Genomic DNA, 22161 nt, shown 5'->3' with positions numbered 1-22161 from the left:
AATTCACCCCTCTTATTTTTTATGAACTAAATATCAGCGTTTTGATTATTACTGGCAAAACTCTACCATTTGCTAGAGGTTTACCTATGTCTATGTAGTCACCATTTTCAACCTTTATAGTGTCAATACAGATAACTTGTTTTTTAAAGTCAAGCTGCCTATATAAAGTTTGTCCCAAAACCTTGGCTATATCATTTTCTATTACTAAAATAGTTGGAAAATCCGATTTTAAAATATCTTCCATACCTGCCATTAAAGTTTTACCTAATTTTTGTATTTCTACAAAACTAGGATTTAATTTCCCTTTTATAGCTATAGCAACAGGTTGAAGCTCATTTTCAAGTGTAAACCACTTAAGTTTTTCCTTTATAACTTTTACCATGTTTTCATAACCGGAATTTTCTTCTTCCTCTGAAAGCTTTAGTATTGGAAGGTTTTTAATAGGAAACTTATCCTCTGTATATGTTATTGTACTTCCGCTAATATTTGTGGTGTGTGAACCAGCTCCTACCACTGTAGCCCTTATGGTTTCTATAGATCTTTTAACCACAAGTTTAGTACATAAGTTTGACTTACTAATAGCCACTCCAAGTAATACACCTATATCTCCATACTTAAACATATCCTCAGTGTCCATTTTGTAAACATAATCAGCAACTCCTCCAGAGAAAGTAATATACTCTACTTCTATATCCTTCTTAATTCCCTTATTGGTAAGTATTCTTTCATAGAAATTGCTCTTAGGTCTTATATTCACACTTTCCTCTAAAAGTTTAACCATTTCATCCACTATGATATTCAAAGCTTCAACTGAAGGCTTTTCACCTTCTTCTATATGGATATGCTTTAACTCTGCCAGTTCCTTTATCTTCTCAGCAATATATATAATGACACCTGACTCCTTATCAATTTTAATAAGTCTTCCACCTATATCTAAACATCCTGTATCTAAAAGCTTTCCATCTTTAAAAACTGCTATATTAGTAGTTCCTCCACCAACATCCAAGTTAACTACAGTAGAGTCGTAATCCTCTGAAATTTTATCTGCTCCTGCACCCTTTGCAGAAATTATTGATTCTAAATCAGGTCCAGCAGTGGCAACAACAAAATCTCCTGCTAATCCACTTAAATTTTGCAGCACCTCATTTGCATTTTGCTTTCTAGCAGTTTCCCCGGTTATTATAACAGCCCCAGTTATAACATCTGATGTAGCTATTCCCGCACTGTGATATTCTCTTTCTACTATTTCCCGAACCTTTTCCCCATCTATCTCCTTTTGAGATTTAAGTGGGGTGAAGTATATTTCACTTCTATATATAACTTCTTTATCCACAATGGATATTCTAGGTATGGCAAAACTTGAGGCTAAATTTTCTATAGTTAACTTGCTAAATACAAGTTGTGTTGTGGAAGTACCAATATCTATACCAACACTTAGAATTTCTTCTCTCATATTAATTCCTCTTTTCAAATGTTTATATAGATTTTTAGAAACACAATTTAGGTAACAAAAAAGGCTTAAAGTTATTTATCAAAAATAACTTTAAGCCTCATCGCTTACCCCAAAAACACATCATTGTGTTTCGGTTATCCATATTAATTTATAAAAAATCTAATCTTTTATGTAACCCTTAATTCTTAAAATCAAATAAAACTTTAGTTCCTTCTGAATCTGAAGCTATATTAATATTCCCATTTAGCTTATCCACAACTATACTATTTACTACGCTAAGTCCTAGGCTATTTTTTCTAACATTATTTATATCAAAACCTGTGCCATTGTCAACTACAGTAATAGTAGAATATATTCTACTTTTTTCAATTATAAGATCTATATTCCCAGAATCTTTATCTATAAAAGCATATTGCAATGAATTCTGAAGTAATTCATTTACTACAAGGGCTATTGAGGTTGCTTTATCAGAACTTACTTTAAAATTATCTCCAATTAAATTTACTTCAATATTTTTATTAGCTGCATTAAAATATCTAATAGCGTTATTTTTGATATTAATAATAACTTCTTGTATATTTACTTCATCCAAACCCTCTTGAGATAATAATTCATGGGTAGCTGCTATGCTTAAAATTCTATTCATACTTTCATTTAATGAATCTTTAGTCTGCTGGTTATCACTTCTTCTTGCTTGAAGTCTAAGTAGACTTGCTATAGTCTGTAGATTGTTTTTCACTCTATGGTGAATTTCTTTAATAGCTACAGATTTTAAAATTAATTCCTTGTCTTTTTCCTTCATCATTGTTATGTCCCTAATCATAGTAACCAGTTTTAAATTTTTATCAGTTAATATTATTCTCTTAACTTTAAAAAACAATTTTCCTAAATGCACTTCACATTCATTAGAATTCGGAGAACTCATTACCTGCTCAAAATTAGTATCATCTAAAGCTAAATTGTCATAATCCATGCCTATTAGGGTTTCTTTATAGCCAAGTTTTTTGTATAATAACTCCGCAATAGGATTTTTAAACCTAACTACACCTTCTTCATCAAAGATAATAATAGCTTCATCTAAGTGATCTGCTATGTTATTTTCATTTTCAGTAGAAGATACTAAGGTATTTGCTAGCTGCTCATAGCCTTCTGCTAACATTTCCATATGCTTATTTTTATTTATTTTTTCTGTTATGTCCTTTTCTACTATTAGAACCCCTATAATTTTGCTATTATTCTCTATAGGTGACACCGTTTGCCTCACATTTATATGTTCTTGAGTCAGAGCCTTCAAGTCTTTTGTTGCTATGCCAAGATCTAAGGTTCTAAGCACAGCAGGCTCATTATCTCTTAACGCTAGTTCACCTACTACAGTGTTTTGATACAATGAAGGTCTGTTAATAGGTTTTGCTTCAGCTACAACTATTGCTTCATCAGCTTCTCTAGTTGGACAATCTATAAAAACATCTGCATTTAGAATATCCGCAAAAGATTTAATACAAGATGACATTTGTTCTATTTTTAAAATATCATCCTCATCTAAATTAGTGTACATTTTGCATAGTTCATATATATTTCCACTATTCATAACTCATTATTATAGCCTGGGCTATATCTCCCATTGAACATCTCTTCTTCATACTAAGTGTTCTAATATTGTCATAAGCATCTTGCTCAATGATTTTATCTCTTTGCATCAACAAGCCTTTAGCTTTTTCTACAATTTTTCTTTCCTCTAACTTACTCGAAACTTTTTCAATTTCTATTTTTATTTTTTTTATTTCTGCACTCTTGGATATAGCTACCTCTAAAGTTGGAATAAGTGATTTTTCATCTATAGGCTTAACTATATATCCTATAGCGCCTACCTTAGTAGCTTTTTCTACGAACTCTTTGCCACTATAAGCAGTGATTAATACTACTCCACTACCTAAATTTTCATTTTGAATTATTTTAGCTGCATTTAGTCCATCAAGAAGAGGCATCTTTATATCCATAAGCACTAAGTCAGGTGAATGTTTTCTACACAATTCTACTGCATCAAATCCATCTGAAGCTTCTCCTACAACATCGTATCCTTCAGCTTCTAATATTTCTTTTAAATCCATTCTTGTAATAGGCTCATCATCGGCTATTACTATTCTTTTATTCATATTTCACCTCATAAAATAAAAATAGATTTTTGAAAAGTTTAATCAATAAGATAATCCTTTAAGTTTTCTAAACCAATTTTACCAAAAGCACTTACTTTAAAAATTCTTTCTACACCTGCGCTTATTAGAACCTCTTCTGCTGCTTTTATCTTGTTTTCATCACAGCACAAATCAGTTTTTGTAATAATTCCAATAACTGGCTTTGCAAATATACTAGCAAAGCTTGGAGGAAAAATATTAGCTTCCTCGCTGCAATCCTGAATCAAAGCGATTACATCGCTTTCTACAGAAGTAACTATAAGTGCCCTATAATAAGATCTGTTTTCAATGTACTCACCGGGAGTATCTATAATGCCATCAATAACTTCAACTGTCTGGGTTTTTTTATACTGTAATTCTTCTTGGTTTAAAGCTTGAGTCAAAGTAGTTTTTCCACAACTTGTTTTTCCAATTAACATTAACGTTTTCATATTGCACCTCTAAGATCTAGTTATTTTACATTCGGAAAAATCAAGCACATTAGTAAGAACCTTTATAACTTCAGTAAGTGCTGACTCTACGCTACCTACATCACCAACTATAACCACTGAGCCACTAAATCTGTCTACAAAACCAATAGATACATCTGCTGACTTTGTCGCCACATCTGCTGCTATAATAGAAGCCTCACTAGGTGTTATAGTAAGTATTCCTAAGGCATCCTTATGATCTGATGTAAGTCCTAGTTTTTTATATAGATCTTTGTTGGGATTCGCAATTAAATGGGCTAATGTAACTTGCTTTCCAGGAACATATTCCTGTATTACTCTTTGTTTTTCTTCCATAGTATCACCACAAATCCTTTAAATTTTATAAAAATATAGGCTTCTTAAAAATATAATTATATTTTTAAGAAGCCACATTGCTTTCTTTAAGACTTGCACGCCATTGTGCACCCATATTTAGATTCTATACCCCTTGGTTTAATTTGTCAATGTTAAAATTCAATCAATAGAAAATATTTTTAATATTGTGAATTTTTTAGTGTGATTTATTTTAATGTGCCTTATTAATTTTCATAAAAAACCCTTTCAAATAAATCTTTTATTTCCCCTTGGTGAGGTATTCTTGGGTTTGTTTCAGTACATCTATCCGCTATAGCTATATTAGACATTTCTAAAATTTCCTTTTGAAAATCTTCTTCCCTTATTCCTGCTTCTTTTAGTGTTTTGGGCATATTTAATTCCTTTAAAAGCTTATTTATAGCTCCTATTAGATTTTTTACCCCTTGTCTAACATTTGAAGATGGCAAACCTAATATTTTAGCTATTTCACAATATCTTTTAGCTGCCTCTGTATAATCACTTGAATTAAAACCTTTTATATGTGCATTGTATTCTATTACATGGGGCAGTACTATAGCATTAGCTCTTCCATGAGACACATGAAATTTCCCACCAATAATATGTGCCATTCCATGATTTAGCCCAAGTGATGCATTATTAAACGCTATCCCTGCTATGCATGAAGCATTATGCATTTTCTTTCTTGCTTCAATATCATTACCATTCTTATAAACCCTCATTAAATTTTGAAAAACCAATTTTATAGCTTTTTCGGCTAAGGCATCCGTATAGTCTGTTGCCTTTGTAGAAACATAGGCTTCTATAGCATGGGTTAGTACATCCATACCGGTATCTGCTGTTATGAAATTTGGTACAGGTATAACAAGCTGTGCATCTAATATAGCCTCATCAGGAATTAATTCATCTGATACTAGTGGATATTTTATATTTTTACTTGCATCTGTAATCACAGAAAAACTTGTGACCTCTGAACCTGTACCACTAGTTGTAGGTATAGCTATAAATTTAATTTTATTAGTATTTTTAACTCCGCATCCTATACGCTCTTGCACTTTAGAACTAAAAGAACATATTGCCTTTGCTGCATCTATAGCAGAACCACCACCTAGAGCTATAACTACCTCTGGATTAAATCTCATCATAACCTCTATACCTTTTACTACAACTTCAATGGGTGGATCTGGTAAAATATCTGAAAATATTAGATACTTAGCATCTCCCTTTAAAACTTCATCAGTAATTTTATTTATAGCACCTGACTTTACCATAAACGGATCCGTAACTATAAATACCTTATGACAATTAAGCTTACTTAATCTTTCTAATGAATCGTCCCCAAAATATATCTGTGTTTTGATGTTAAAACTTTCCATTAATATTCTCCTTTCACAATACAATAAAAAAAGCCCCATAGGAATTATTTCCCATGGAGCACCTTTGCTCATTTAATACACTTCATTGTGCATAATAAAAATATGAAATTATACTATAGTTGAATTTTATATTTTATATTATGATATGTCAAGAATTAATAATTTAAAGTAATTCAATTTTAAATTCGAAAATCCTATGTGCATATTACTGTTACTTTTCAGTTTTTAAATTTCTCATATGCATTCTAAAAACAAGCTCTTCTAAAAAATTAAACACACTTGTGGTTATCAAATATATACCCACTGCAATTGGCGCTGCTTTAGCAACAAATAAACCACCTACTGCCATTACTATAATACTACTTTTACTAATTTTAGCCTGACCTTCAATTTTTAATAAAGTTACATATGAAAGCAAGCTTGGAGTTAATAATACAATCACATATATTAGTGGAACAACAAAATAACTGTCAGATATCTTAATACTAGACACCCAAGGTATAAGATATGTTCCCACGTCCACAGGAATTTTATTAAATACACTCCACATAGTCATTAATATAGGCAATTGGAGCAAAGTTACCAAGCAACCCATCATGCTTTTTGCACTTTGAGTAGATTGTTTTTTAACTGCTTCTTCAAGTTTTTCTTTATTATCTTTATATTTCTCCTTAATTTCTTTCATTTTTATAGCGAACCTTTGTTGCTGTTGCATGGATTTTTTTTGTTTAAAAGACATTGGTGAAAGTACTAATCTCACCACTAATGTAAGTAAAACTATTGCTAGTCCCCAATCCCCAGTAAAATTAAAAATTGAATTTAATAAACCGCTTAAAAAATTAAAAATGATGTTCATTTTTATCCTCCTTAGAATAATTTTGGCTAAAACATCATTTCCATTTTAAAACGCTCTAAATATATCCATATACCATACTTTTCATAAATTATGTAATCTTCAGGAAGTATATTTTTTATAAATCCAAGCCACTGAATTAAAATATTTTTTGTAATTTTTTCTTCAACTTTATGCTTAAGATTTTTATAGGCGTATACCGTATAAGAGAATATGCCAGTAAAACATATTACTAAAAACATTAACTGAATTAAATTTATTAAGTCATAATTCAACTTACACTCCCCCTATCTATTATTTTAAATCATTGTATCATATATTGGAAAATTATTATACATACTCTTATAATTTTAAATTATCCCATTTATAAACAAATTATATTATCATTTTAAATATAAATATCAATTATGATTTGATAATTTGAAACTTACAATAAATATTTAAGGTTTTATCTATAATATCTGCTGTTATATTCCCGTTCATCTTCTGAACTAATCCTTTTACAATGGCAAGTCCCAAACCAGTTCCTTTATCACTCCTTGTTTTATCCGCCATATAAAATCTATCAAAAATATGTTTCGCATCATCTAAGGTCAAATCTTTAGCAATGTTACTAATTCTCAGTAGTACCATATTATTCTCTACTTTCAAACAAATATCCACAGTATCTTTTGCATATTTAAGGGTATTACTTAATAAATTTTCTATTACACGCTCTAAGGATTTTTCTTCAGCTACTATATATATGTTTTCTTTAGGTATTTTTATGTTTACCCTTATTTCTCTATTCATAAAATCAGCATATTTGCTTAGCATAACTTCTTGCAGTATTTTATTGATATTTATTTTTTGTAAATCCAACTCATAATCTAATGATTCTATTAAAGACAACTCATAAAAATCATTTAACAAACACTCTAGTGATTTTGCTCTTAGCTCCGCTATATCCAAATATTCTTTTTTTTCATCTTCACTTATATTATCTAGTTTTAAAAATTGAATATACCCTATAATTGATGTTAAAGGTGTTCTAAGATCGTGAGACATATTTGCAATTGTTTGTCTTAAATCATTTTCACTCTTGATTTTATTTGCCTTACTTTGTTTTTTTACCTGTATAATCCTATTTATTTCCTCAGCTAATGCTTCAATCCTTTTACTTAATAATCCTATGGTTAACTTTTTATCTCTTTTATTTTCATTAATATCTATAAGCTGCTTTGTTATACTTTCTACTCCTCTTTCCACATAAAACAAACGAGTTATTAAAAATGTTACTATAATTAATAAGACTGCAATTATATATATCATTTTCCTCCCCGCCTTTCGTGAGTTACCCTCTACTTTAGAAGTTTAGCCTTTCCTTAAGTCATCACCTTTGGTACTGTTACATTAACGACTTCAACTTATGTCGGCTCTTTTGAAAGCATACCCACCTATTGTTGTAGCTATAAATATCGTTATTATAGATACAATAACTGCCTGTAGATCTTCAGCTGATGTACAGCTATTTGATGCTACTATACTAGGCTGGGCAAATATTATCTTGTCATAAATTAACATAATTCCAGATTTTTGAGTAGCTATTGCCATACATATTCTATTAATGAAATCCAGAGATACAATTAGCGCCATAGTAACACTAACATTTCTAGAAATAAATGCTATTAAAACGCAAACACTCCCTATAGCAATATGTACAAGTAACATTAGCAGATATACCCGTGCTACAAACAATAGAGAATTAACCGTAATTGCTTCCCCGTATCCATTGATTACCGTATTTATACCTGTCATTAATAATGGTGGTATAGAACTAATAATTACAATACCTACATAATAGGCTATACTTTTTGCTGTGAAAATACTTATTCTTTTATGTCCATAGGCAATTATGTTTTTGATACATCCAGAAGTAAACTCAGTTACTATATAATCCGAAGCAAATATTCCTATTAATATTATTAATGCTAAGGAACTTTGCATATTAAATATAAATGCTAGTGATTTTTTGCCATTCATAACTCTTAAATTGTCTGAAAAAATATAAATTACAACAGCTTGGAGTAAATTAACAAATATTATGAAATAAAATAACTTAGAAGTTTTTAATTTATAGAATTCAACTTTTATTAAATTAAGCATTTTGTAGTCCTCCTATGACTTTAGCAAAATATGTTTCCAAATTTTCTCTCATAGGCATAATTTGTTCCACTGTAATTCCCTGATTTACAAGTATCCCTGTTACTTTTCCTGAATCATCTATATAATCATATAGTTTTATAATATTATCAGATAAAATATTATAATTTGAAGTTTTTAGCTTTTTTTCTATTATAACGGCTGCTTTAGATGCATTATCAACTTTAATATGAATAAATTTTTTACATCTTTCATTTAACTCATCTGCAGTTATTTCTTCTATTAATCTGCCTTTATGAATTATTCCATAGTAATTCGCAATATGATAAAGTTCTTCTAATATATGACTAGAAATGAGAATTGTCATTCCATATTCTACATTTAATTTTTTCAATAATTCACGTATCTCAATTATACCTATTGGATCCAACCCATTAATTGGTTCATCTAAAATTAAAAATTCTGGTTCACCAAGTAGTGCCATTGCTATACCTAATCTTTGCTTACTTCCTAAGGACAGTGTTTTCACCTTTTTATATTGTACATCCATTAGGCCTACTATGCACAACCACTTTTCTATACACGCTTTTCCTGGAATGCCTTTTTGAATTCTATCCATATGCATATTCTCATAAACGGTTCTATTTTCATAAAGTGCTGGCGACTCTATAATGGCACCTATTCGCCTCCGACTATTTTCTATTTTCAAAGCTTCATGCTCACAAAACAACTCCATGCTTCCACTGTTTTTTTCTATAAGCCCTGTTACAATTTTTATTAAGGTACTTTTTCCCGCTCCATTTAGACCAATAAGGCCATATATTTGTCCTTTTTTTACTGTCATACTAATATTGTTAAGCACACTTATATTTTTATATTTTTTTGTAAGCTTATTTATTTTTAATACAAAGCTATCCATCTCATAAATATCCTCCATAATCAACTAATAAAAGTTTTTAATTAAATATTCCAGGCTGCTTTCACATATTAATTAAAATTCCATCTAGCTTGTTATAATAACCATCCTACATGTTTTTTCTGTTAATTATAACACAAGCTGATCCTAAAAATAGTATTCCACAGCTTATCATAATAATGGATTGGTGCAGAGTATAATTTCCTATATGAAATCCAGTATTAGCTATATATAATGGTAAATTTAGTATAACATGTTTTAACATTTCATTTCTGCTAGATTCTAATGCTTGATTTAAAAGTACTAATATCAAATCAAAGTACATTACATAACCAATAATCCCTGTAAGTATAGCGTTAGGCGTGATAACTGAAACTAATAATATAAAAGAACCCAGAGTAAAAGCATAAATAAGAAATACATTTAATTCATTAAAAAATGTTGCTCCATTAAAAGTATTGCATATAATCGATAGGATTTCATAAAATATAAAGCATATTATAGATGTAACTATACAACTAATTATTTTAGAAACCATTATTTCATTTCTACTAAATATACCTGTAAATATGATTTTATCTGTTTTATTTTCAAACTCCTGTGTTAATGAGACACTGTAAATAACTAAAATTATATATGGAACCAGTTGTAATAACATTGATGGTATTCTTGTCATTCCACCTTTTACACAAGCTAGAAATAAAATACAAGTCAAAGCAAATAAAGAAATTATTAAATTCTTTAAAAATCTTTTTTTCTTTATCTCTAAGGTTATAACCTTTAAAATTCTTTCCAAAACAAATCATCTCCTATTCTATTTAATTTCTCTTTTATTAATAATAAAAGCAGATAAAACACAAAAGAACACTGACCATGCTATATTTATTAATACTGATTTCAAATTAAATTGACCCTGCATTAACATTACTGTATTATAAAAAGGTGTTTTCATATAAGTGGAAAAGTTTTTTGCAACTTCTGGATGGTTATAAATAAGAATTGTAAAATAAGCAGTGTAAAAATTCACCATGCTAAGTATTACTATAAAAAATAAAATAGATTTTTTTTCGCTAAACATTATAGAAACAATAAGCACCATAAGACTGCCCATACAAAATGTTATAACAATATAAGTAATAAATAGGTGCAAATGATTGAGCGTCAAAAATCCAGTGATTCCTATTTTTTCATGCAAGATGCAAGATACTAATACATTATTTATCTCAACTATTACAGAAAAAATAATTCCCCATATAATTAAACCTATCCCTTTTGAAATCATTATTTCTATTCTGCTAAAGACTCCTGTAAAAATAGTTTTTGTGGTGTTAAACCTTATATCATTTCTAATAATTGAAACAGCTGCATATAGTATTATTACATATAAAAAACGTCCAAATTCAAAATCGTAGCCCTCCAGTCCATATTGCGCAGGGTGAACAAGAAAAACCCATAACATAGAATAAGAAAAAGCTGCAATTATTCCTAATAAAAACTCCTTGGAGTATGCTGCATTTTTAACATTAAGCCAAGATATCTTTAGTAACTTATGCATTTTTCTCATCTCCCATAGTTTTTAAGTATTTTTGTTCTAAGCTTTCTTTTACCTCGAATACGCTTCTAATGGGTATATTCTCTTTGCTTATACTTAAAACTAAATTTTCTAATTCATTTGGATTTAATGCAACATGCAATTTATCTTCACCTAATATTTTATAATTCAGCTTTTTATCATTAAAAAAGCTCTTTAATTCTTCTAATTTACTTGTTACAAAAGCAATGACAGCGGTATCTTTTTCACTTTTCTTTAAACTTTCAATTTTAATTATTTTTCCTTCTTGTATAAATGCAACTTTGTCACACATTAGTTCTATCTCAGAAAGAATATGACTTGATATAAGTACTGCCGTTTTCTTTTCCTTTGCTATATACTTTATGAATTTCCTAAGCTCTGGCACTATGGCAGGATCTAATCCATTAGTAGGTTCATCTAATATTAATATAGCTGGATACGTTAAAACTGCCTGAGCTACTCCCAGTCTTTGTTTCATTCCTAAAGAATATTTTTTTGCTTTTTTATTCACATAACTTTCAATGCCTAATTTTTTAACTATTTCATTGATTTCATTTTTATCTTTTAATCCAGATATTTCAGCGAAAAATAATAAATTTTCATAGCCTGTTAAGTCTGGATAAAAACCAGGTGTTTCTATTACACAACCTATTTGTTTTGTATTATGTTTTTTCTTGCTTTTTATATTTTCATCTTTTATATAAACATCTCCATCATATTTTTTAATAAGTCCTGTAATGATTTTCATAAGAGTAGTCTTTCCTGCACCATTAGGTCCTACCAACCCCATAATTTCACCTTGTTCCAAGGATAAATTAACATTATCAAGTACCGTTTGTTTTCCGTAAACTTTAGTTACATCATTAACTTTTAAAACTTCATTCATAAATAATCTCCCCCTAAATCTAAAAAATTCAGATTTAATTTAATCTGTTAAGATTATTCTATAGCCCAAAACATAAAAAAACTTAAAGGATTCCTTAAGAAAATCTTAAGTTTGTCCTTTAAGTTTATAACCCATTCCCCATAAAGTTTCTATATACTCTTCTTTTGGATTAGCTTTTTGTAATTTGTTTCTTAAATTACTCATATGAACATTTATCGTATTATCATCACCTAAATATTCTTCTTTCCATACACTCTCAAATAAATTCGCCTTTGAAAATACCTTTTGGGGATAGCTCAAAAATAATTGGAGTATATTAAATTCTCTTGCTGTGAAATTAACTTCTTTATTGTTTACATAAACTTGTTTGGTTTCTTTATTCAAGGTTATATTTTTATAAACTAAATTTTGGTTTTCATCATTGTTATTATTAAACTTCATGTACCTTCTAAGATTTGAATAAACTCTAGCTGATACTTCTTCTATATCAAAAGGCTTAGTAATATAGTCATCTGCTCCTAGATTAAGTATCTCCACCTTATCTTTTTTATCAATTTTAGCTGAGATTACAATCACAGGCATTTCTTTAGTTTTTCTTATATTTTTAATTAATTCATCCCCGGCTATTCCTGGCAACATCAAATCCAAAAGTATTAATTGAAATTCCTTGGCTTCAATACATAACATAGCCTCTGTACCTGAATAAGCTTGCACTACATTGTATCCTTTTTTCTCCATAAGCCTAGCGAGTAAAGTATTTATGGTATTATCATCTTCTACTATTAGTATATTAATATTTTTATTCATATTCTCTCCTCAGAGCACAGGTGCCACTACCCGGCAAGTTTCCTAGTTGTTCCTGTGAATCCATTTTACTGGAATATTTTATATTTTTAATACCATTATAAATTCTCCACTAATATCTAATTCTCCATTAAACCTAAAATTAAATTCTTCATATAATCTTTGTGCCTTAACATTGTCTTTTAAAATACTTAAATAAATTTCATCACATTTATACTCTGATATAATGTGATTTATTAATAACTTTAGTACAATCTTACCGTAACCTTTCCCTTGATGATTTTTATCAATCATAAGTCTATCAAGCCACACACGTTTTTCACAATGAAAATACCCATACATTGCAAATCCAATAATATCATTATCATTGTATATAGCAACCGGCCTCCAATGATCTCCTGTTTTTGACTCTTCCAAAGAAACTTCATTACTTTCAATAAAGTTTCTCTGACTTTCTTCTACTGATAGTAATATTACCTTTTTATAATTTTCACTTGTTACTTTTTTAAAATATATATTCATACATTATTCCCTCCAGGATTTCAGACAAATTCTCGTAAGCTACTCAGCACTTAAGAGATGAAATCCTCTCTATCTATTTATTCTTGTATATTAAATTCATTCTTATCAGCCTTATATTCTTTAGTAAATATGAAAGGTAAATAAACTATAGCAAACAATAAAATTGAAATAGCCACATCTTTTAACGTCAATATTGCTCCATAACCCGCTTCAGCTGACAAGGAAGAATTGTTAATTATATGAATAATTATAACGGACCACAGGTTGCCTGTTTTCATATAAACATATCCTAAAAACACTCCAATTATAGTACAATAAAAAACATGAGAAATAACGCAGAGTATAGGTGTAGCTGGACTGTATAACATAAAACATAATGGAAAATGCCAAAATCCCCAAATAACTCCTAAAATTATTACTCCTAGCTTTTTACCAAACATAACCTGAAGTCTTGGTTGTAAATATCCTCTCCATGCAAATTCTTCACCAAAAAACATAGTCCAAATTAGTACAATGTTAATTGGAATTGTAATGATTGATAAGATAGTTTTTGAAATATCATTACCAGATATTGAAAATACTTGTCCCGGTAAGATTGCATATACAAGGGAAACAACTAATTTTAGTATGAAAAATATTAATGCTAATATAATTACCATTTTAAAATTCTTACCAAAAACCATATTTATTTTATCGAAACAATTTTCTTTATTTTTTGTAACCAAACTAAAAGTTACTATGCTAAATATGCTAAGCACTATTGCTTGTACAATCTCTAATTTATGTGGAAAAAGAAAGACTCCTAGTATTTGAATAGCAAAAGAAATTATAAATAACCCTATATAAATTTTGTAAAATATCAATATGTTATTGTTTATTTCCTCTTTATAGTAAAACATCTTTAAAGCAATAACAACAAAAGCTGGATAAAACATTTGCACACCTGCAAATGTTGCTAAGTTAACATTTATCATGGTTTTATGGACATAGAGCATAAACCCTCCCATAAGAAAAGTGATTAAAAATGTTATAAATAAAAATAGTGAGACTTCATCTTTTGTTTGTTTTAAATTTTCGTCCATAAAAATTCCTCCAATTTTTCTAAAATATACTATATACTATATTCTACATTAAGTATATAATTCCTTCTCATGTAAATGTACACCTAAGTATCAATAAATTTATAAACTAAAATAAGGAGATAACTTAAAGTTACCTCCTTTCCAAAATTTTTAAGAGAATGCTACTTCGTCACTTATAAAGTCCACAGAACTTTTATTGTTAAATAATTCTAATAGTTTAGGTATAGTCAAATTTTTCTTTTCCTCACCGCTAATATCTAGTAGTATTTCTCCAGCATGGAGCATTATTAATCTATTTCCTATATCTATAGCATAATTTAAATTGTGAGTTATCATCACTGTAGTTATATTTTTTTCACTAACAGTACTTTTAGTTAATTTTATTATATTTTCAGAAGTTTTAGGATCCAAGGCTGCTGTATGTTCATCCAGCAGCAATAAGTCTGGATTAGATATGGTTGATATAAGTAGCGACAAAGCTTGTCTTTGACCACCAGATAACAAACCAACCTTTTTACTTAAATTATTTTCAAGGCCTAAAGATAGTCCTGATAATGATTCCTTAAATAGAGCTATTTTTTTCTTGTTAATGCCAGGAGTTAATCCAAACTTACGTCCTTTATTAGAAGCCATGGATAAGTTTTCTAATATAGACATAGAAGGGGATGTACCTAAAGTTGGATTTTGGAATACCCTACCTATAAATTTTGTTCTTTTATGTTCAGGAAGGGCTGATATATCTCTTCCATTTAAAGAAATAGATCCTCCAGTCGGTAATATTGAACCAGATATTAAATTTAAAAGGGTTGATTTTCCGGCACCGTTGCTACCTATTACAGTAATGAAATCCCCTTTATTTATATGAAGGTTAAAATTGTTGAATATTACTTTTTCATTTATTGTGCCTTTATTGAAAACTTTTTTAAGATTATTTATTTGGAGCAATTGGCACACCTCCCAAATTAACTCTTTTTAACCTTTTAAAATTAAAATTAAATTTTCGCCCGTTTAAAGCCAAAGCAAATATAACAATTATACAAGTTACAAGTTTTAAATCTGTTGGTGGTAAACCTAATTTTAAAGCGAAAGATATACTACCTTTGTATAATATTGAGCCTAAAATTGCCGTAGTTGTTGGAACCCACCATGAAGCTTTTTTGAAAATAGCTTCTCCTAGGATAACAGAAGCTAGCCCCATAACTATAATTCCAGTTCCCATACCTACATCAGAAAATCTTTGATATTGAGCCATCATAGACCCTGAAACTGCTACAAGACCATTTGAAATCATAAGACCAAGTATTTTAATAGTTCCTATATCAACGCCTAGTGAAGTTACCATTTGAGGATTATCCCCTGTCGCTCTTAATATAAAACCAAGTTTTGTTTTTAAAAACAAATCTAAAGCTATCTTAGCTAAAATAGCAAATAGTGCAATTATGATTACCGGGGAAATATCATTAGAAAAAATAGTGTTTTGTGAAAATAGTGGTATATTAGCTTTGCCCATTATTCTAAGATTTATAGAGTAAAGTCCAATCATAACTAGAATACCCGAAAGTAAATTTGTTATTTTAAGCTTTACATGAAGTATCCCAGTAACTCCTCCAGCCATCATACCTGAAACGAAAGCTAAAAGTAGTGATATATAAGGATTTACACCTTTTATTAGTGCAGCTGCTGTAACTGCAGCACCTAATGCAAATGTTCCATCTACAGATAAATCAGGAAAATCTAATATTCTATAAGTTATATAAACACCTATAGCCATTATTGCAAATATAAATCCTTGTTCTAATATATTTATAATTAAGCCATCCATTACTTAGCACCACCCTTAACTAGCACTGCTTTTGACTTTAAATCACTAGGTATGGTAATCTTAAGTTTGCTTGCCACGACTTCATTTATGGTAAGTGTTGTTTCCTTTAACGTCTGCACTGGCATATCTTTTGGCTTTTTACCATTTATGATATCAACTGCCATAAGACCTGTTTGAAAACCAAGTTTGTAGTAGTCTATACCCTCTGTAGCTAGTGCACCAGCCTCAACATGGGCTTTTTCAGCGCCTATTATAGGAATTCCTTTTTCAATGGCTTTAGAACTAATGAGAGGCATTGAAGATGCTACCAAATTATCTGTTACTGTATATAAAGCATCAATTTTAGGAATCAATGAATTTAATGCTTGTGATATCTCATTAGAACTTGAAATCCCCACAGCTATTATTTCTAAATTCATCTTTAACCCTTTTTCTTTTGCCATATTTACTTGGATTTCTGAATTTGCTTCACTAGTATTATACAATATACCTACCTTTTTGCAGTTAGGTATTAATTTTTTCATTAACTGAAATTGTTTATCCATAGGCAATATATCACTAGTGCCTGTAACATTTGTACCTGGTTTATTTAGAGATTTTACAAGACCGGATTTTACAGGATCAGTTACAGCAGTTATAAGTATAGGAATATTTTTAGTACCGCTATATGCTGCCTGCGCGCTAGGTGTTGCTATAGCAAATATTAAATCCTTCTTTTCGGAAATGAAGTTGCTTGCAATAGTTTGAGCTGTTGGTATGTCCCCTTGGGCATTTTGAAAGTCTATCTTGATTTTTTCGCCATCTTTAAACCCCTTAGAGCTAAGGGCGTCTATAAATCCTATGCGAGTTTTGTCTAATGCTGGATGTTCTACGAGTTGACTTATTCCGATTTTTATCACCTTATCAGAATTACTTTGATTTTTTGTTTTAGCAGATAAACAGCCTGTTAAAACAAAGGCACCTAAAAAAGACATGCCTATTACACCTAATAATAATTTTTTTGCTACCATACTACCATCCTCCTAAAATATTTAGTTATAAAAATAAAAGCTACTATTTAATTTATAGCCAGCTTTATTTACGTATTAATTCCTACCATTTAATGCCTACCATGCTACGCTACCATTCTACATTACCTACATTACCTACATTACCTACATTATCTACATTATGGTCTTCCTCAAATTTGTTACTACTACCTCTTTAAAACTTTATAGATATAATATAACAACTTATTTGAAATGTCAATATATTTTAAAATACGAAACTTTTAATATATTTTAAAATACGAAACTTTTAAATGTTAAATCCTAATTAATAAATATCAGGTATAGAACGATGTGCAAGTCCTATTACAACTTCATTCAAATGGAGTAGTCCTATACTTAAAAATATACACACACTTATATGTTCACCAGATCTAGCTATTCCTATTTTACCGCCCACATTTAAGCCGTTTGCTTTAGATGCAATCTGCGATAAGGCTTCTTTAGTAGCACCCGCTACAGCACCCTCATGAACGTGACAATCCTTTATAAGTCCACCTCTTTTAGATGCTACAATAGCACTTTCAATTACCTTTGTAGTAAATCCCGAAAAATTACCTCCAATATCTATTGCAGTAACTATTACTCCTTTTTCTTTGTAAGCTATTATGAGCTTTTCTTCACTAGCTCTTGAACATAGGGACATTTTTACAGAAACTTTAGCAATGTCTGTACTTTTATGATCCATAAGTATCACCTCTACCTTAATATTTTTTACTTGTATTATAACATATATTATAGTAGCATCCAAAATTTAAAAACAACAAATAATTAATCTAATATAATAATTAATATTTGTTCACAATCATTGATATAATTTAGATTTAGGGTTATAGTATAGTAAATAAACTATACTACACTATTAAAAAAGGAGAGGATTACTAATGACAGATAAAGAAATACAACCCAAAAACTTGAGCCCAGAGGAATCAGTAAAAATAGAAAAAGCTAAACTTGAAAAAGCAAAAAAAGATGCAAATTTTGTGCCAGAACCATCAGATTCCGAGTTTGACATATGTGGGCCTTTAGATTGTGACAAACAACTTTAAACAATCTAAAAAAAGCAATCTCTTTACCTTAAATTTATTTCAGGTAAAGAGATTGCTTTTTTTTAAGCTTAAATTTAATGCAACACTTTTGACACATATATCTAGCTCTATTAAATCATCATATGCGATGCTACTACATTAACAATTTTACGCACTAACCTACAACACTGCCTAGGGTTACCCACCAATCAAGAAGGTGTTTAAATAGATAGATAAATAAATAATATTACTATATTGACAATCTTCTTGAAATGGTTTATTGTTTTATTAAGCAAACGATTGCACAAATAAAGTTTAATTAAAATAAGGGGGAATAAATAATGAAAAATACAAAAAAACTTATTTCAGTTGCATGTACAATTGCTGTAATGGCAAGTGTATTGTCTGGTTGTAGTAAGGGTACCAAGCCTGCTGCTCCAGAAGCGGCAGCGAAGAATGTAGTAGTAGATATATTCCAATTTAAAGTTGAGGCTAAAGATGCTCTTGAAAAAGCTACAAAAGAATACATGGCATTAAATAAAAATGTTAAAATTAATGTACAAACAGTTGGTGGTGGAGAAGATTATGGTGCAGCATTAAAATCTAAATTTGCATCAGGACAAGAACCAACCATATACAATATAGGTGGACCTCAAGATGCACTTGACTGGAAGGCAAAACTTCAAGATTTTTCAAAAGAGCCTTGGGTAGCACAAGCTTACCCTGGAACCTTAGACGCTGTGAAAATGGATGGTAAACTTGTGGGTATGCCATTTAACCAGGAAGGATATGGACTTATTTACAATAAAGAGATATTCACAAAAGCAGGAATTGATGCTTCAAAAATTAAAACCTATGCAGATTTAGAAGCTGCATCAAAAACATTGGATTCAAAGAAAAAAGACTTAAAACTAGATGCGGTATTTGCTTTGCCTGGCAAGGAAACTTGGGTAACTGGACTCCACTTATCTAACATTGCTTTTGCAAATGAATTTCCAACAGTTTTAGATGCATTTAATGCAAAAACAACAACATTTAAACAAAATCAACCATTAAAAAAACTATTAGATCTTCAAATTAAATATGCATATAAACCAGATGGTTCTAATAAATCAATTAATAGCTTAGATTATTCAACGCAAGTTGAAAAAATGTTCTCTATGGGTAAAGTAGCAATTATTCAACAAGGAAACTGGGCTTTTGGATCAATCGATGGTATCGACCCAGAATTATCTAAAAACATTGGTATATTACCAACGCCTTTAGATGGTGTTAAAGAAGGTTGTATTCCAGTTGGAGTACCTATGTATTGGGCTATTAACAGTTCAAAAGATGATGCAGCAAAAAAAGCTTCTGCCGACTTCTTAAACTGGTTATATACTTCAGACAGAGGTAAAGAAATGATTATTAAAGACTTTAAGTTTATACCAGCTTTAAAAGGTTTTGAAGGCGCAAACTTGCAACCACAAGATGCACTAGGTAAAGAAGTCCTTAAATATGTAACCGAAGGAAAAACAATGCCATGGGTATTCATGGGATATCCTACAGGTTGGGGCATGGAAAAATTCGGAACAGATGTCCAAAAATATACTGCTGGCACTATCACATGGGATAAATTAGTAGAAAATGTCAAAAAATCATGGGCAGATTCAAGAAAAAAATAGTATAACTCAATAAGACTTAATATTTCATAATCCTGGAAAAATCAAAGTCCTTCCAGGATTATTTTAATATTATGGATAGTGCATGAAAGGAGATAATGTGATGAAAAAAAATAATCGACTAAACATATGTAAGAAAATGCTCAATTTCTTTAAAAATAATGTGATGAAAAAAAATAATTTGTCCTTTTGGATGTTTGTTGGACCAATCTTAGCTGTATTCACTTTAGTTATACTCATACCATTGATTTTTGGAGTTTATTATTCTTTTACAGACTGGAATGGAATTAGCTCCAAAATAACTTGGGTTGGATTCACAAATTATGTAACCGCTTTTAATGATCCAACTTTTCTTGATTCATTCAAATTTACAGCTTTATTTACTGTAGTTTCAGTAGTAGTAATAAATTGTATCGGATTTGGACTTGCTTTACTTGTAACAACTGGAATGAAAGGTAACAATCTACTTAGAACTATATTTTTTATGCCTAACTTAATTGGTGGACTTATACTTGGATTTATTTGGCAGTTTATTTTCACACAAGTTTTTGCCGGACTTGGAAATCTCCTTCATCAGAACTGGCTACTAGGTTGGTTATCGGATGGCACTACTGGATTTTTCGGATTAGTAATACTAATGTCATGGCAGATGTCAGGGTATTTAATGGTTATTTATGTAGCTGCTCTTCAAAACATACCACCAGAGCTTACGGAAGCAGCTAAAATAGATGGTGCAAATGCATGGCAAAGAATAAAAAACATTACATTCCCTCTTGTAGGACCTGCATTTACAGTAAGTTTATTTTTAACTTTATCTAATTCCTTTAAGCTTTACGACCAAAACTTATCTTTAACTGCAGGTGGACCTGCTAATTCAACACAGATGCTAGCTATGAATATTTACAACACAGCATTTAAATTTAATCATATGGGCGTAGCGCAAGCAAAAGCTGTTATATTTCTTTTAATAGTTGGTGTAATCACTTTAACACAAGTGTATTTTTCTAAGAAAAATGAGGTGGAAGCATGATAAAAAAGACTAAAAAATTAACGGCAGGTAACGTAACTCTAGGAGTTGTTGGTGTTGCCTTAGGTATATTGTTTTTATCACCTTTTTATATTATTATTATCAATTCATTCAAAACAAAAAAAGAGTTATTTGGAAGTGTATTATCCTTTCCTAAAATATTCACTTTTAATAATTACAAAGAAGCATTTGATAGATTACACTATGTAAGTGCAATTACAAATTCTTTAATAATAACAATAAGTGGTGTTATTCTTATTGCAATATTTGCTTCAATGGCTGGCTGGATGCTAGAGCGAACAAAATCAAAGTTAAGCAATGCTATTCTTTTATTATTTGTTGCATCCATGTTAATACCTTTTCAAGCCATCATGTTGCCACTAATTAGAATTATGGGCAACCTTAAATTATTAAATATGGGCGGACTCATATTTATGTATCTTGGCTTTGGAGCAGCCTTATCCATATTTCTATATCATGGTTTTGTAAAAGGAATCCCAAAAGAGTTAGATGAGGCTTCCATGTTAGATGGTTGTAACAAATTTCAAACCTTTTGGTATATAATATTCCCACTATTAAAGCCAATAACTGTTACGGTTTCTATTTTAAATACAGTTTGGCTTTGGAATGATTTTCTATTGCCTTCCTTGGTTATCAATACACCAGAGACACAAACATTACCACTGCGAACTTTCTTCTTCTTTGGTGAATATACCAAGCAATGGCATTTAGCTCTTGCTGGGTTAACTCTCGCAATTATTCCCGTTGTAATATTTTATTTTTTAGCACAAAAACAAATTATAAAATCTATAGCAGCTGGAAGTATAAAATAATCAATTTCCCTAAAAAATATCTTTACCTTAAATTCACTTGAGGTAAAGATATTTTTTATTATTCCCTATTGTTTCGTGCAAACGCGTGCATAAACTGCTGAAAATAAAAGACAAGGATTTCAAAGTAATTATACTTGAAATC

The 22161-nt window shown here is 30.0% G+C and carries 25 protein-coding genes; 4 read left to right on the top strand and 21 right to left on the bottom strand.

The window, feature by feature from the left end; genetic code table 11:
• Nucleotides 1-19: 19 nt before the first annotated feature.
• The 21 genes from eutA to G9F71_RS07440 form a co-directional block, all read right to left on the bottom strand.
• Nucleotides 20-1453 (bottom strand): ethanolamine ammonia-lyase reactivating factor EutA, encoded by a 1434-nt coding sequence (gene eutA / locus G9F71_RS07540; protein WP_164951372.1) that lies wholly within the window; start codon nt 1451-1453, stop codon nt 20-22.
• A gap of 178 nt (nt 1454-1631) precedes the next feature.
• Complete coding sequence (locus G9F71_RS07535) at nt 1632-3041, bottom strand: sensor histidine kinase (RefSeq protein ID WP_164951371.1); 1410 nt, start codon at nt 3039-3041, stop codon at nt 1632-1634.
• Nucleotides 3034-3606, bottom strand: a complete 573-nt coding sequence (locus G9F71_RS07530; protein ID WP_124997611.1) for an ANTAR domain-containing response regulator — start codon at nt 3604-3606, stop codon at nt 3034-3036. Before G9F71_RS07530 ends, G9F71_RS07535 begins: the two co-directional genes overlap by 8 nt.
• A 38-nt stretch (nt 3607-3644) precedes the next feature.
• Nucleotides 3645-4076 (bottom strand): EutP/PduV family microcompartment system protein, encoded by a 432-nt coding sequence (locus G9F71_RS07525; RefSeq protein ID WP_164951370.1) that lies wholly within the window; start codon nt 4074-4076, stop codon nt 3645-3647.
• Between the two features lie 9 nt (nt 4077-4085).
• On the bottom strand, nt 4086-4430 hold the full coding sequence (eutS, locus tag G9F71_RS07520) for an ethanolamine utilization microcompartment protein EutS (RefSeq protein ID WP_124997607.1): 345 nt from the start codon (nt 4428-4430) through the stop codon (nt 4086-4088).
• A gap of 224 nt (nt 4431-4654) precedes the next feature.
• The gene (locus G9F71_RS07515; RefSeq protein WP_164951369.1) at nt 4655-5824 is read right to left on the bottom strand and encodes a 1-propanol dehydrogenase PduQ; all 1170 of its coding nucleotides are present in this window, start codon (nt 5822-5824) and stop codon (nt 4655-4657) included.
• A 211-nt stretch (nt 5825-6035) separates the two neighbouring features.
• Nucleotides 6036-6680, bottom strand: a complete 645-nt coding sequence (gene yidC / locus G9F71_RS07510) for a membrane protein insertase YidC (protein ID WP_164951368.1) — start codon at nt 6678-6680, stop codon at nt 6036-6038.
• 26 nt (nt 6681-6706) lie between these two features.
• Nucleotides 6707-6952: a hypothetical protein gene (locus tag G9F71_RS07505; RefSeq protein ID WP_164944966.1), complete on the bottom strand. Its 246-nt coding sequence runs from the start codon at nt 6950-6952 to the stop codon at nt 6707-6709.
• A 130-nt stretch (nt 6953-7082) separates the two neighbouring features.
• On the bottom strand, nt 7083-7988 hold the full coding sequence (locus tag G9F71_RS07500) for a sensor histidine kinase (RefSeq protein WP_164951367.1): 906 nt from the start codon (nt 7986-7988) through the stop codon (nt 7083-7085).
• A gap of 90 nt (nt 7989-8078) precedes the next feature.
• Complete coding sequence (locus G9F71_RS07495; RefSeq protein WP_164951366.1) at nt 8079-8822, bottom strand: ABC transporter permease; 744 nt, start codon at nt 8820-8822, stop codon at nt 8079-8081.
• Entirely contained in the window at nt 8815-9738 is a 924-nt protein-coding gene (locus tag G9F71_RS07490; protein ID WP_164951365.1) for an ABC transporter ATP-binding protein, read from the bottom strand. The genes G9F71_RS07495 and G9F71_RS07490 overlap by 8 nt, the downstream gene beginning before the upstream one ends.
• A gap of 106 nt (nt 9739-9844) precedes the next feature.
• Nucleotides 9845-10531, bottom strand: a complete 687-nt coding sequence (locus G9F71_RS07485; RefSeq protein WP_164951364.1) for an ABC transporter permease — start codon at nt 10529-10531, stop codon at nt 9845-9847.
• Between the two features lie 18 nt (nt 10532-10549).
• A complete protein-coding gene (locus tag G9F71_RS07480; protein ID WP_164951363.1) occupies nt 10550-11290 on the bottom strand; it encodes a hypothetical protein in 741 nt (246 codons plus the stop codon).
• Entirely contained in the window at nt 11283-12194 is a 912-nt protein-coding gene (locus tag G9F71_RS07475) for an ABC transporter ATP-binding protein (protein WP_164951362.1), read from the bottom strand. Before G9F71_RS07475 ends, G9F71_RS07480 begins: the two co-directional genes overlap by 8 nt.
• 105 nt (nt 12195-12299) lie before the next feature.
• A complete protein-coding gene (locus G9F71_RS07470) occupies nt 12300-13001 on the bottom strand; it encodes a response regulator transcription factor (RefSeq protein ID WP_164951361.1) in 702 nt (233 codons plus the stop codon).
• A 78-nt stretch (nt 13002-13079) separates the two neighbouring features.
• Nucleotides 13080-13520, bottom strand: coding sequence for a GNAT family N-acetyltransferase (locus G9F71_RS07465; RefSeq protein ID WP_164951360.1), 441 nt, complete (start codon nt 13518-13520; stop codon nt 13080-13082).
• A 77-nt stretch (nt 13521-13597) separates the two neighbouring features.
• Nucleotides 13598-14602 carry a type II CAAX endopeptidase family protein gene (locus G9F71_RS07460; RefSeq protein WP_164951359.1) on the bottom strand — a complete coding sequence of 335 codons (1005 nt, stop codon included), beginning with the start codon at nt 14600-14602 and terminating at the stop codon, nt 13598-13600.
• A gap of 150 nt (nt 14603-14752) precedes the next feature.
• Entirely contained in the window at nt 14753-15547 is a 795-nt protein-coding gene (locus tag G9F71_RS07455; RefSeq protein WP_124997583.1) for an ABC transporter ATP-binding protein, read from the bottom strand.
• A complete protein-coding gene (locus G9F71_RS07450; RefSeq protein WP_164951358.1) occupies nt 15531-16424 on the bottom strand; it encodes an ABC transporter permease in 894 nt (297 codons plus the stop codon). The genes G9F71_RS07455 and G9F71_RS07450 overlap by 17 nt, the downstream gene beginning before the upstream one ends.
• Nucleotides 16424-17434 (bottom strand): ABC transporter substrate-binding protein, encoded by a 1011-nt coding sequence (locus G9F71_RS07445; RefSeq protein WP_164951357.1) that lies wholly within the window; start codon nt 17432-17434, stop codon nt 16424-16426. Before G9F71_RS07445 ends, G9F71_RS07450 begins: the two co-directional genes overlap by 1 nt.
• A 304-nt stretch (nt 17435-17738) precedes the next feature.
• Nucleotides 17739-18158 carry a HutP family protein gene (locus G9F71_RS07440; RefSeq protein WP_124997577.1) on the bottom strand — a complete coding sequence of 140 codons (420 nt, stop codon included), beginning with the start codon at nt 18156-18158 and terminating at the stop codon, nt 17739-17741.
• 196 nt (nt 18159-18354) lie between these two features.
• Here G9F71_RS07440 and G9F71_RS07435 point away from each other — a divergent pair, with 196 nt between their 5' ends.
• The 4 genes from G9F71_RS07435 to G9F71_RS07420 all read left to right on the top strand — a co-directional run bounded on the left by G9F71_RS07435 (nt 18355) and on the right by G9F71_RS07420 (nt 22019).
• Nucleotides 18355-18519 (top strand): hypothetical protein, encoded by a 165-nt coding sequence (locus tag G9F71_RS07435; protein ID WP_164951356.1) that lies wholly within the window; start codon nt 18355-18357, stop codon nt 18517-18519.
• 320 nt (nt 18520-18839) lie between these two features.
• Entirely contained in the window at nt 18840-20162 is a 1323-nt protein-coding gene (locus G9F71_RS07430) for an ABC transporter substrate-binding protein (RefSeq protein WP_164951355.1), read from the top strand.
• A gap of 163 nt (nt 20163-20325) precedes the next feature.
• Nucleotides 20326-21189, top strand: coding sequence for a carbohydrate ABC transporter permease (locus G9F71_RS07425; protein ID WP_164951421.1), 864 nt, complete (start codon nt 20326-20328; stop codon nt 21187-21189).
• Nucleotides 21186-22019: a carbohydrate ABC transporter permease gene (locus G9F71_RS07420; protein WP_164951354.1), complete on the top strand. Its 834-nt coding sequence runs from the start codon at nt 21186-21188 to the stop codon at nt 22017-22019. The genes G9F71_RS07425 and G9F71_RS07420 overlap by 4 nt, the downstream gene beginning before the upstream one ends.
• The last annotated feature ends 142 nt before the right edge of the window (nt 22020-22161 follow it).

This window comes from Clostridium sp. FP2 (assembly GCF_011065955.2).
GTDB lineage: Bacteria > Bacillota > Clostridia > Clostridiales > Clostridiaceae > Clostridium_AD > Clostridium_AD tagluense.
Note: the sequence above shows the minus strand (reverse complement) of the source record. Positions and strands in the feature narration are given on the sequence as shown.

Coding starts and splice junctions, on each gene's coding strand:
- G9F71_RS07425 (WP_164951421.1), top strand. CDS start 20,326: ATGAAAAAAAATAATTTGTCCTTTTGGATGTTTGTTGGACCAATCTTA.
- yidC (WP_164951368.1), bottom strand. CDS start 6,680: ATGAACATCATTTTTAATTTTTTAAGCGGTTTATTAAATTCAATTTTT.
- G9F71_RS07440 (WP_124997577.1), bottom strand. CDS start 18,158: ATGGATCATAAAAGTACAGACATTGCTAAAGTTTCTGTAAAAATGTCC.
- G9F71_RS07460 (WP_164951359.1), bottom strand. CDS start 14,602: ATGGACGAAAATTTAAAACAAACAAAAGATGAAGTCTCACTATTTTTA.
- G9F71_RS07515 (WP_164951369.1), bottom strand. CDS start 5,824: ATGGAAAGTTTTAACATCAAAACACAGATATATTTTGGGGACGATTCA.
- G9F71_RS07470 (WP_164951361.1), bottom strand. CDS start 13,001: ATGAATAAAAATATTAATATACTAATAGTAGAAGATGATAATACCATA.
- G9F71_RS07450 (WP_164951358.1), bottom strand. CDS start 16,424: ATGGATGGCTTAATTATAAATATATTAGAACAAGGATTTATATTTGCA.
- G9F71_RS07435 (WP_164951356.1), top strand. CDS start 18,355: ATGACAGATAAAGAAATACAACCCAAAAACTTGAGCCCAGAGGAATCA.
- G9F71_RS07490 (WP_164951365.1), bottom strand. CDS start 9,738: ATGGATAGCTTTGTATTAAAAATAAATAAGCTTACAAAAAAATATAAA.
- G9F71_RS07500 (WP_164951367.1), bottom strand. CDS start 7,988: ATGATATATATAATTGCAGTCTTATTAATTATAGTAACATTTTTAATA.
- G9F71_RS07495 (WP_164951366.1), bottom strand. CDS start 8,822: ATGCTTAATTTAATAAAAGTTGAATTCTATAAATTAAAAACTTCTAAG.
- G9F71_RS07465 (WP_164951360.1), bottom strand. CDS start 13,520: ATGAATATATATTTTAAAAAAGTAACAAGTGAAAATTATAAAAAGGTA.
- G9F71_RS07525 (WP_164951370.1), bottom strand. CDS start 4,076: ATGAAAACGTTAATGTTAATTGGAAAAACAAGTTGTGGAAAAACTACT.
- G9F71_RS07535 (WP_164951371.1), bottom strand. CDS start 3,041: ATGAATAGTGGAAATATATATGAACTATGCAAAATGTACACTAATTTA.
- G9F71_RS07445 (WP_164951357.1), bottom strand. CDS start 17,434: ATGGTAGCAAAAAAATTATTATTAGGTGTAATAGGCATGTCTTTTTTA.
- eutA (WP_164951372.1), bottom strand. CDS start 1,453: ATGAGAGAAGAAATTCTAAGTGTTGGTATAGATATTGGTACTTCCACA.
- G9F71_RS07475 (WP_164951362.1), bottom strand. CDS start 12,194: ATGAATGAAGTTTTAAAAGTTAATGATGTAACTAAAGTTTACGGAAAA.
- G9F71_RS07430 (WP_164951355.1), top strand. CDS start 18,840: ATGAAAAATACAAAAAAACTTATTTCAGTTGCATGTACAATTGCTGTA.
- eutS (WP_124997607.1), bottom strand. CDS start 4,430: ATGGAAGAAAAACAAAGAGTAATACAGGAATATGTTCCTGGAAAGCAA.
- G9F71_RS07420 (WP_164951354.1), top strand. CDS start 21,186: ATGATAAAAAAGACTAAAAAATTAACGGCAGGTAACGTAACTCTAGGA.
- G9F71_RS07530 (WP_124997611.1), bottom strand. CDS start 3,606: ATGAATAAAAGAATAGTAATAGCCGATGATGAGCCTATTACAAGAATG.
- G9F71_RS07480 (WP_164951363.1), bottom strand. CDS start 11,290: ATGCATAAGTTACTAAAGATATCTTGGCTTAATGTTAAAAATGCAGCA.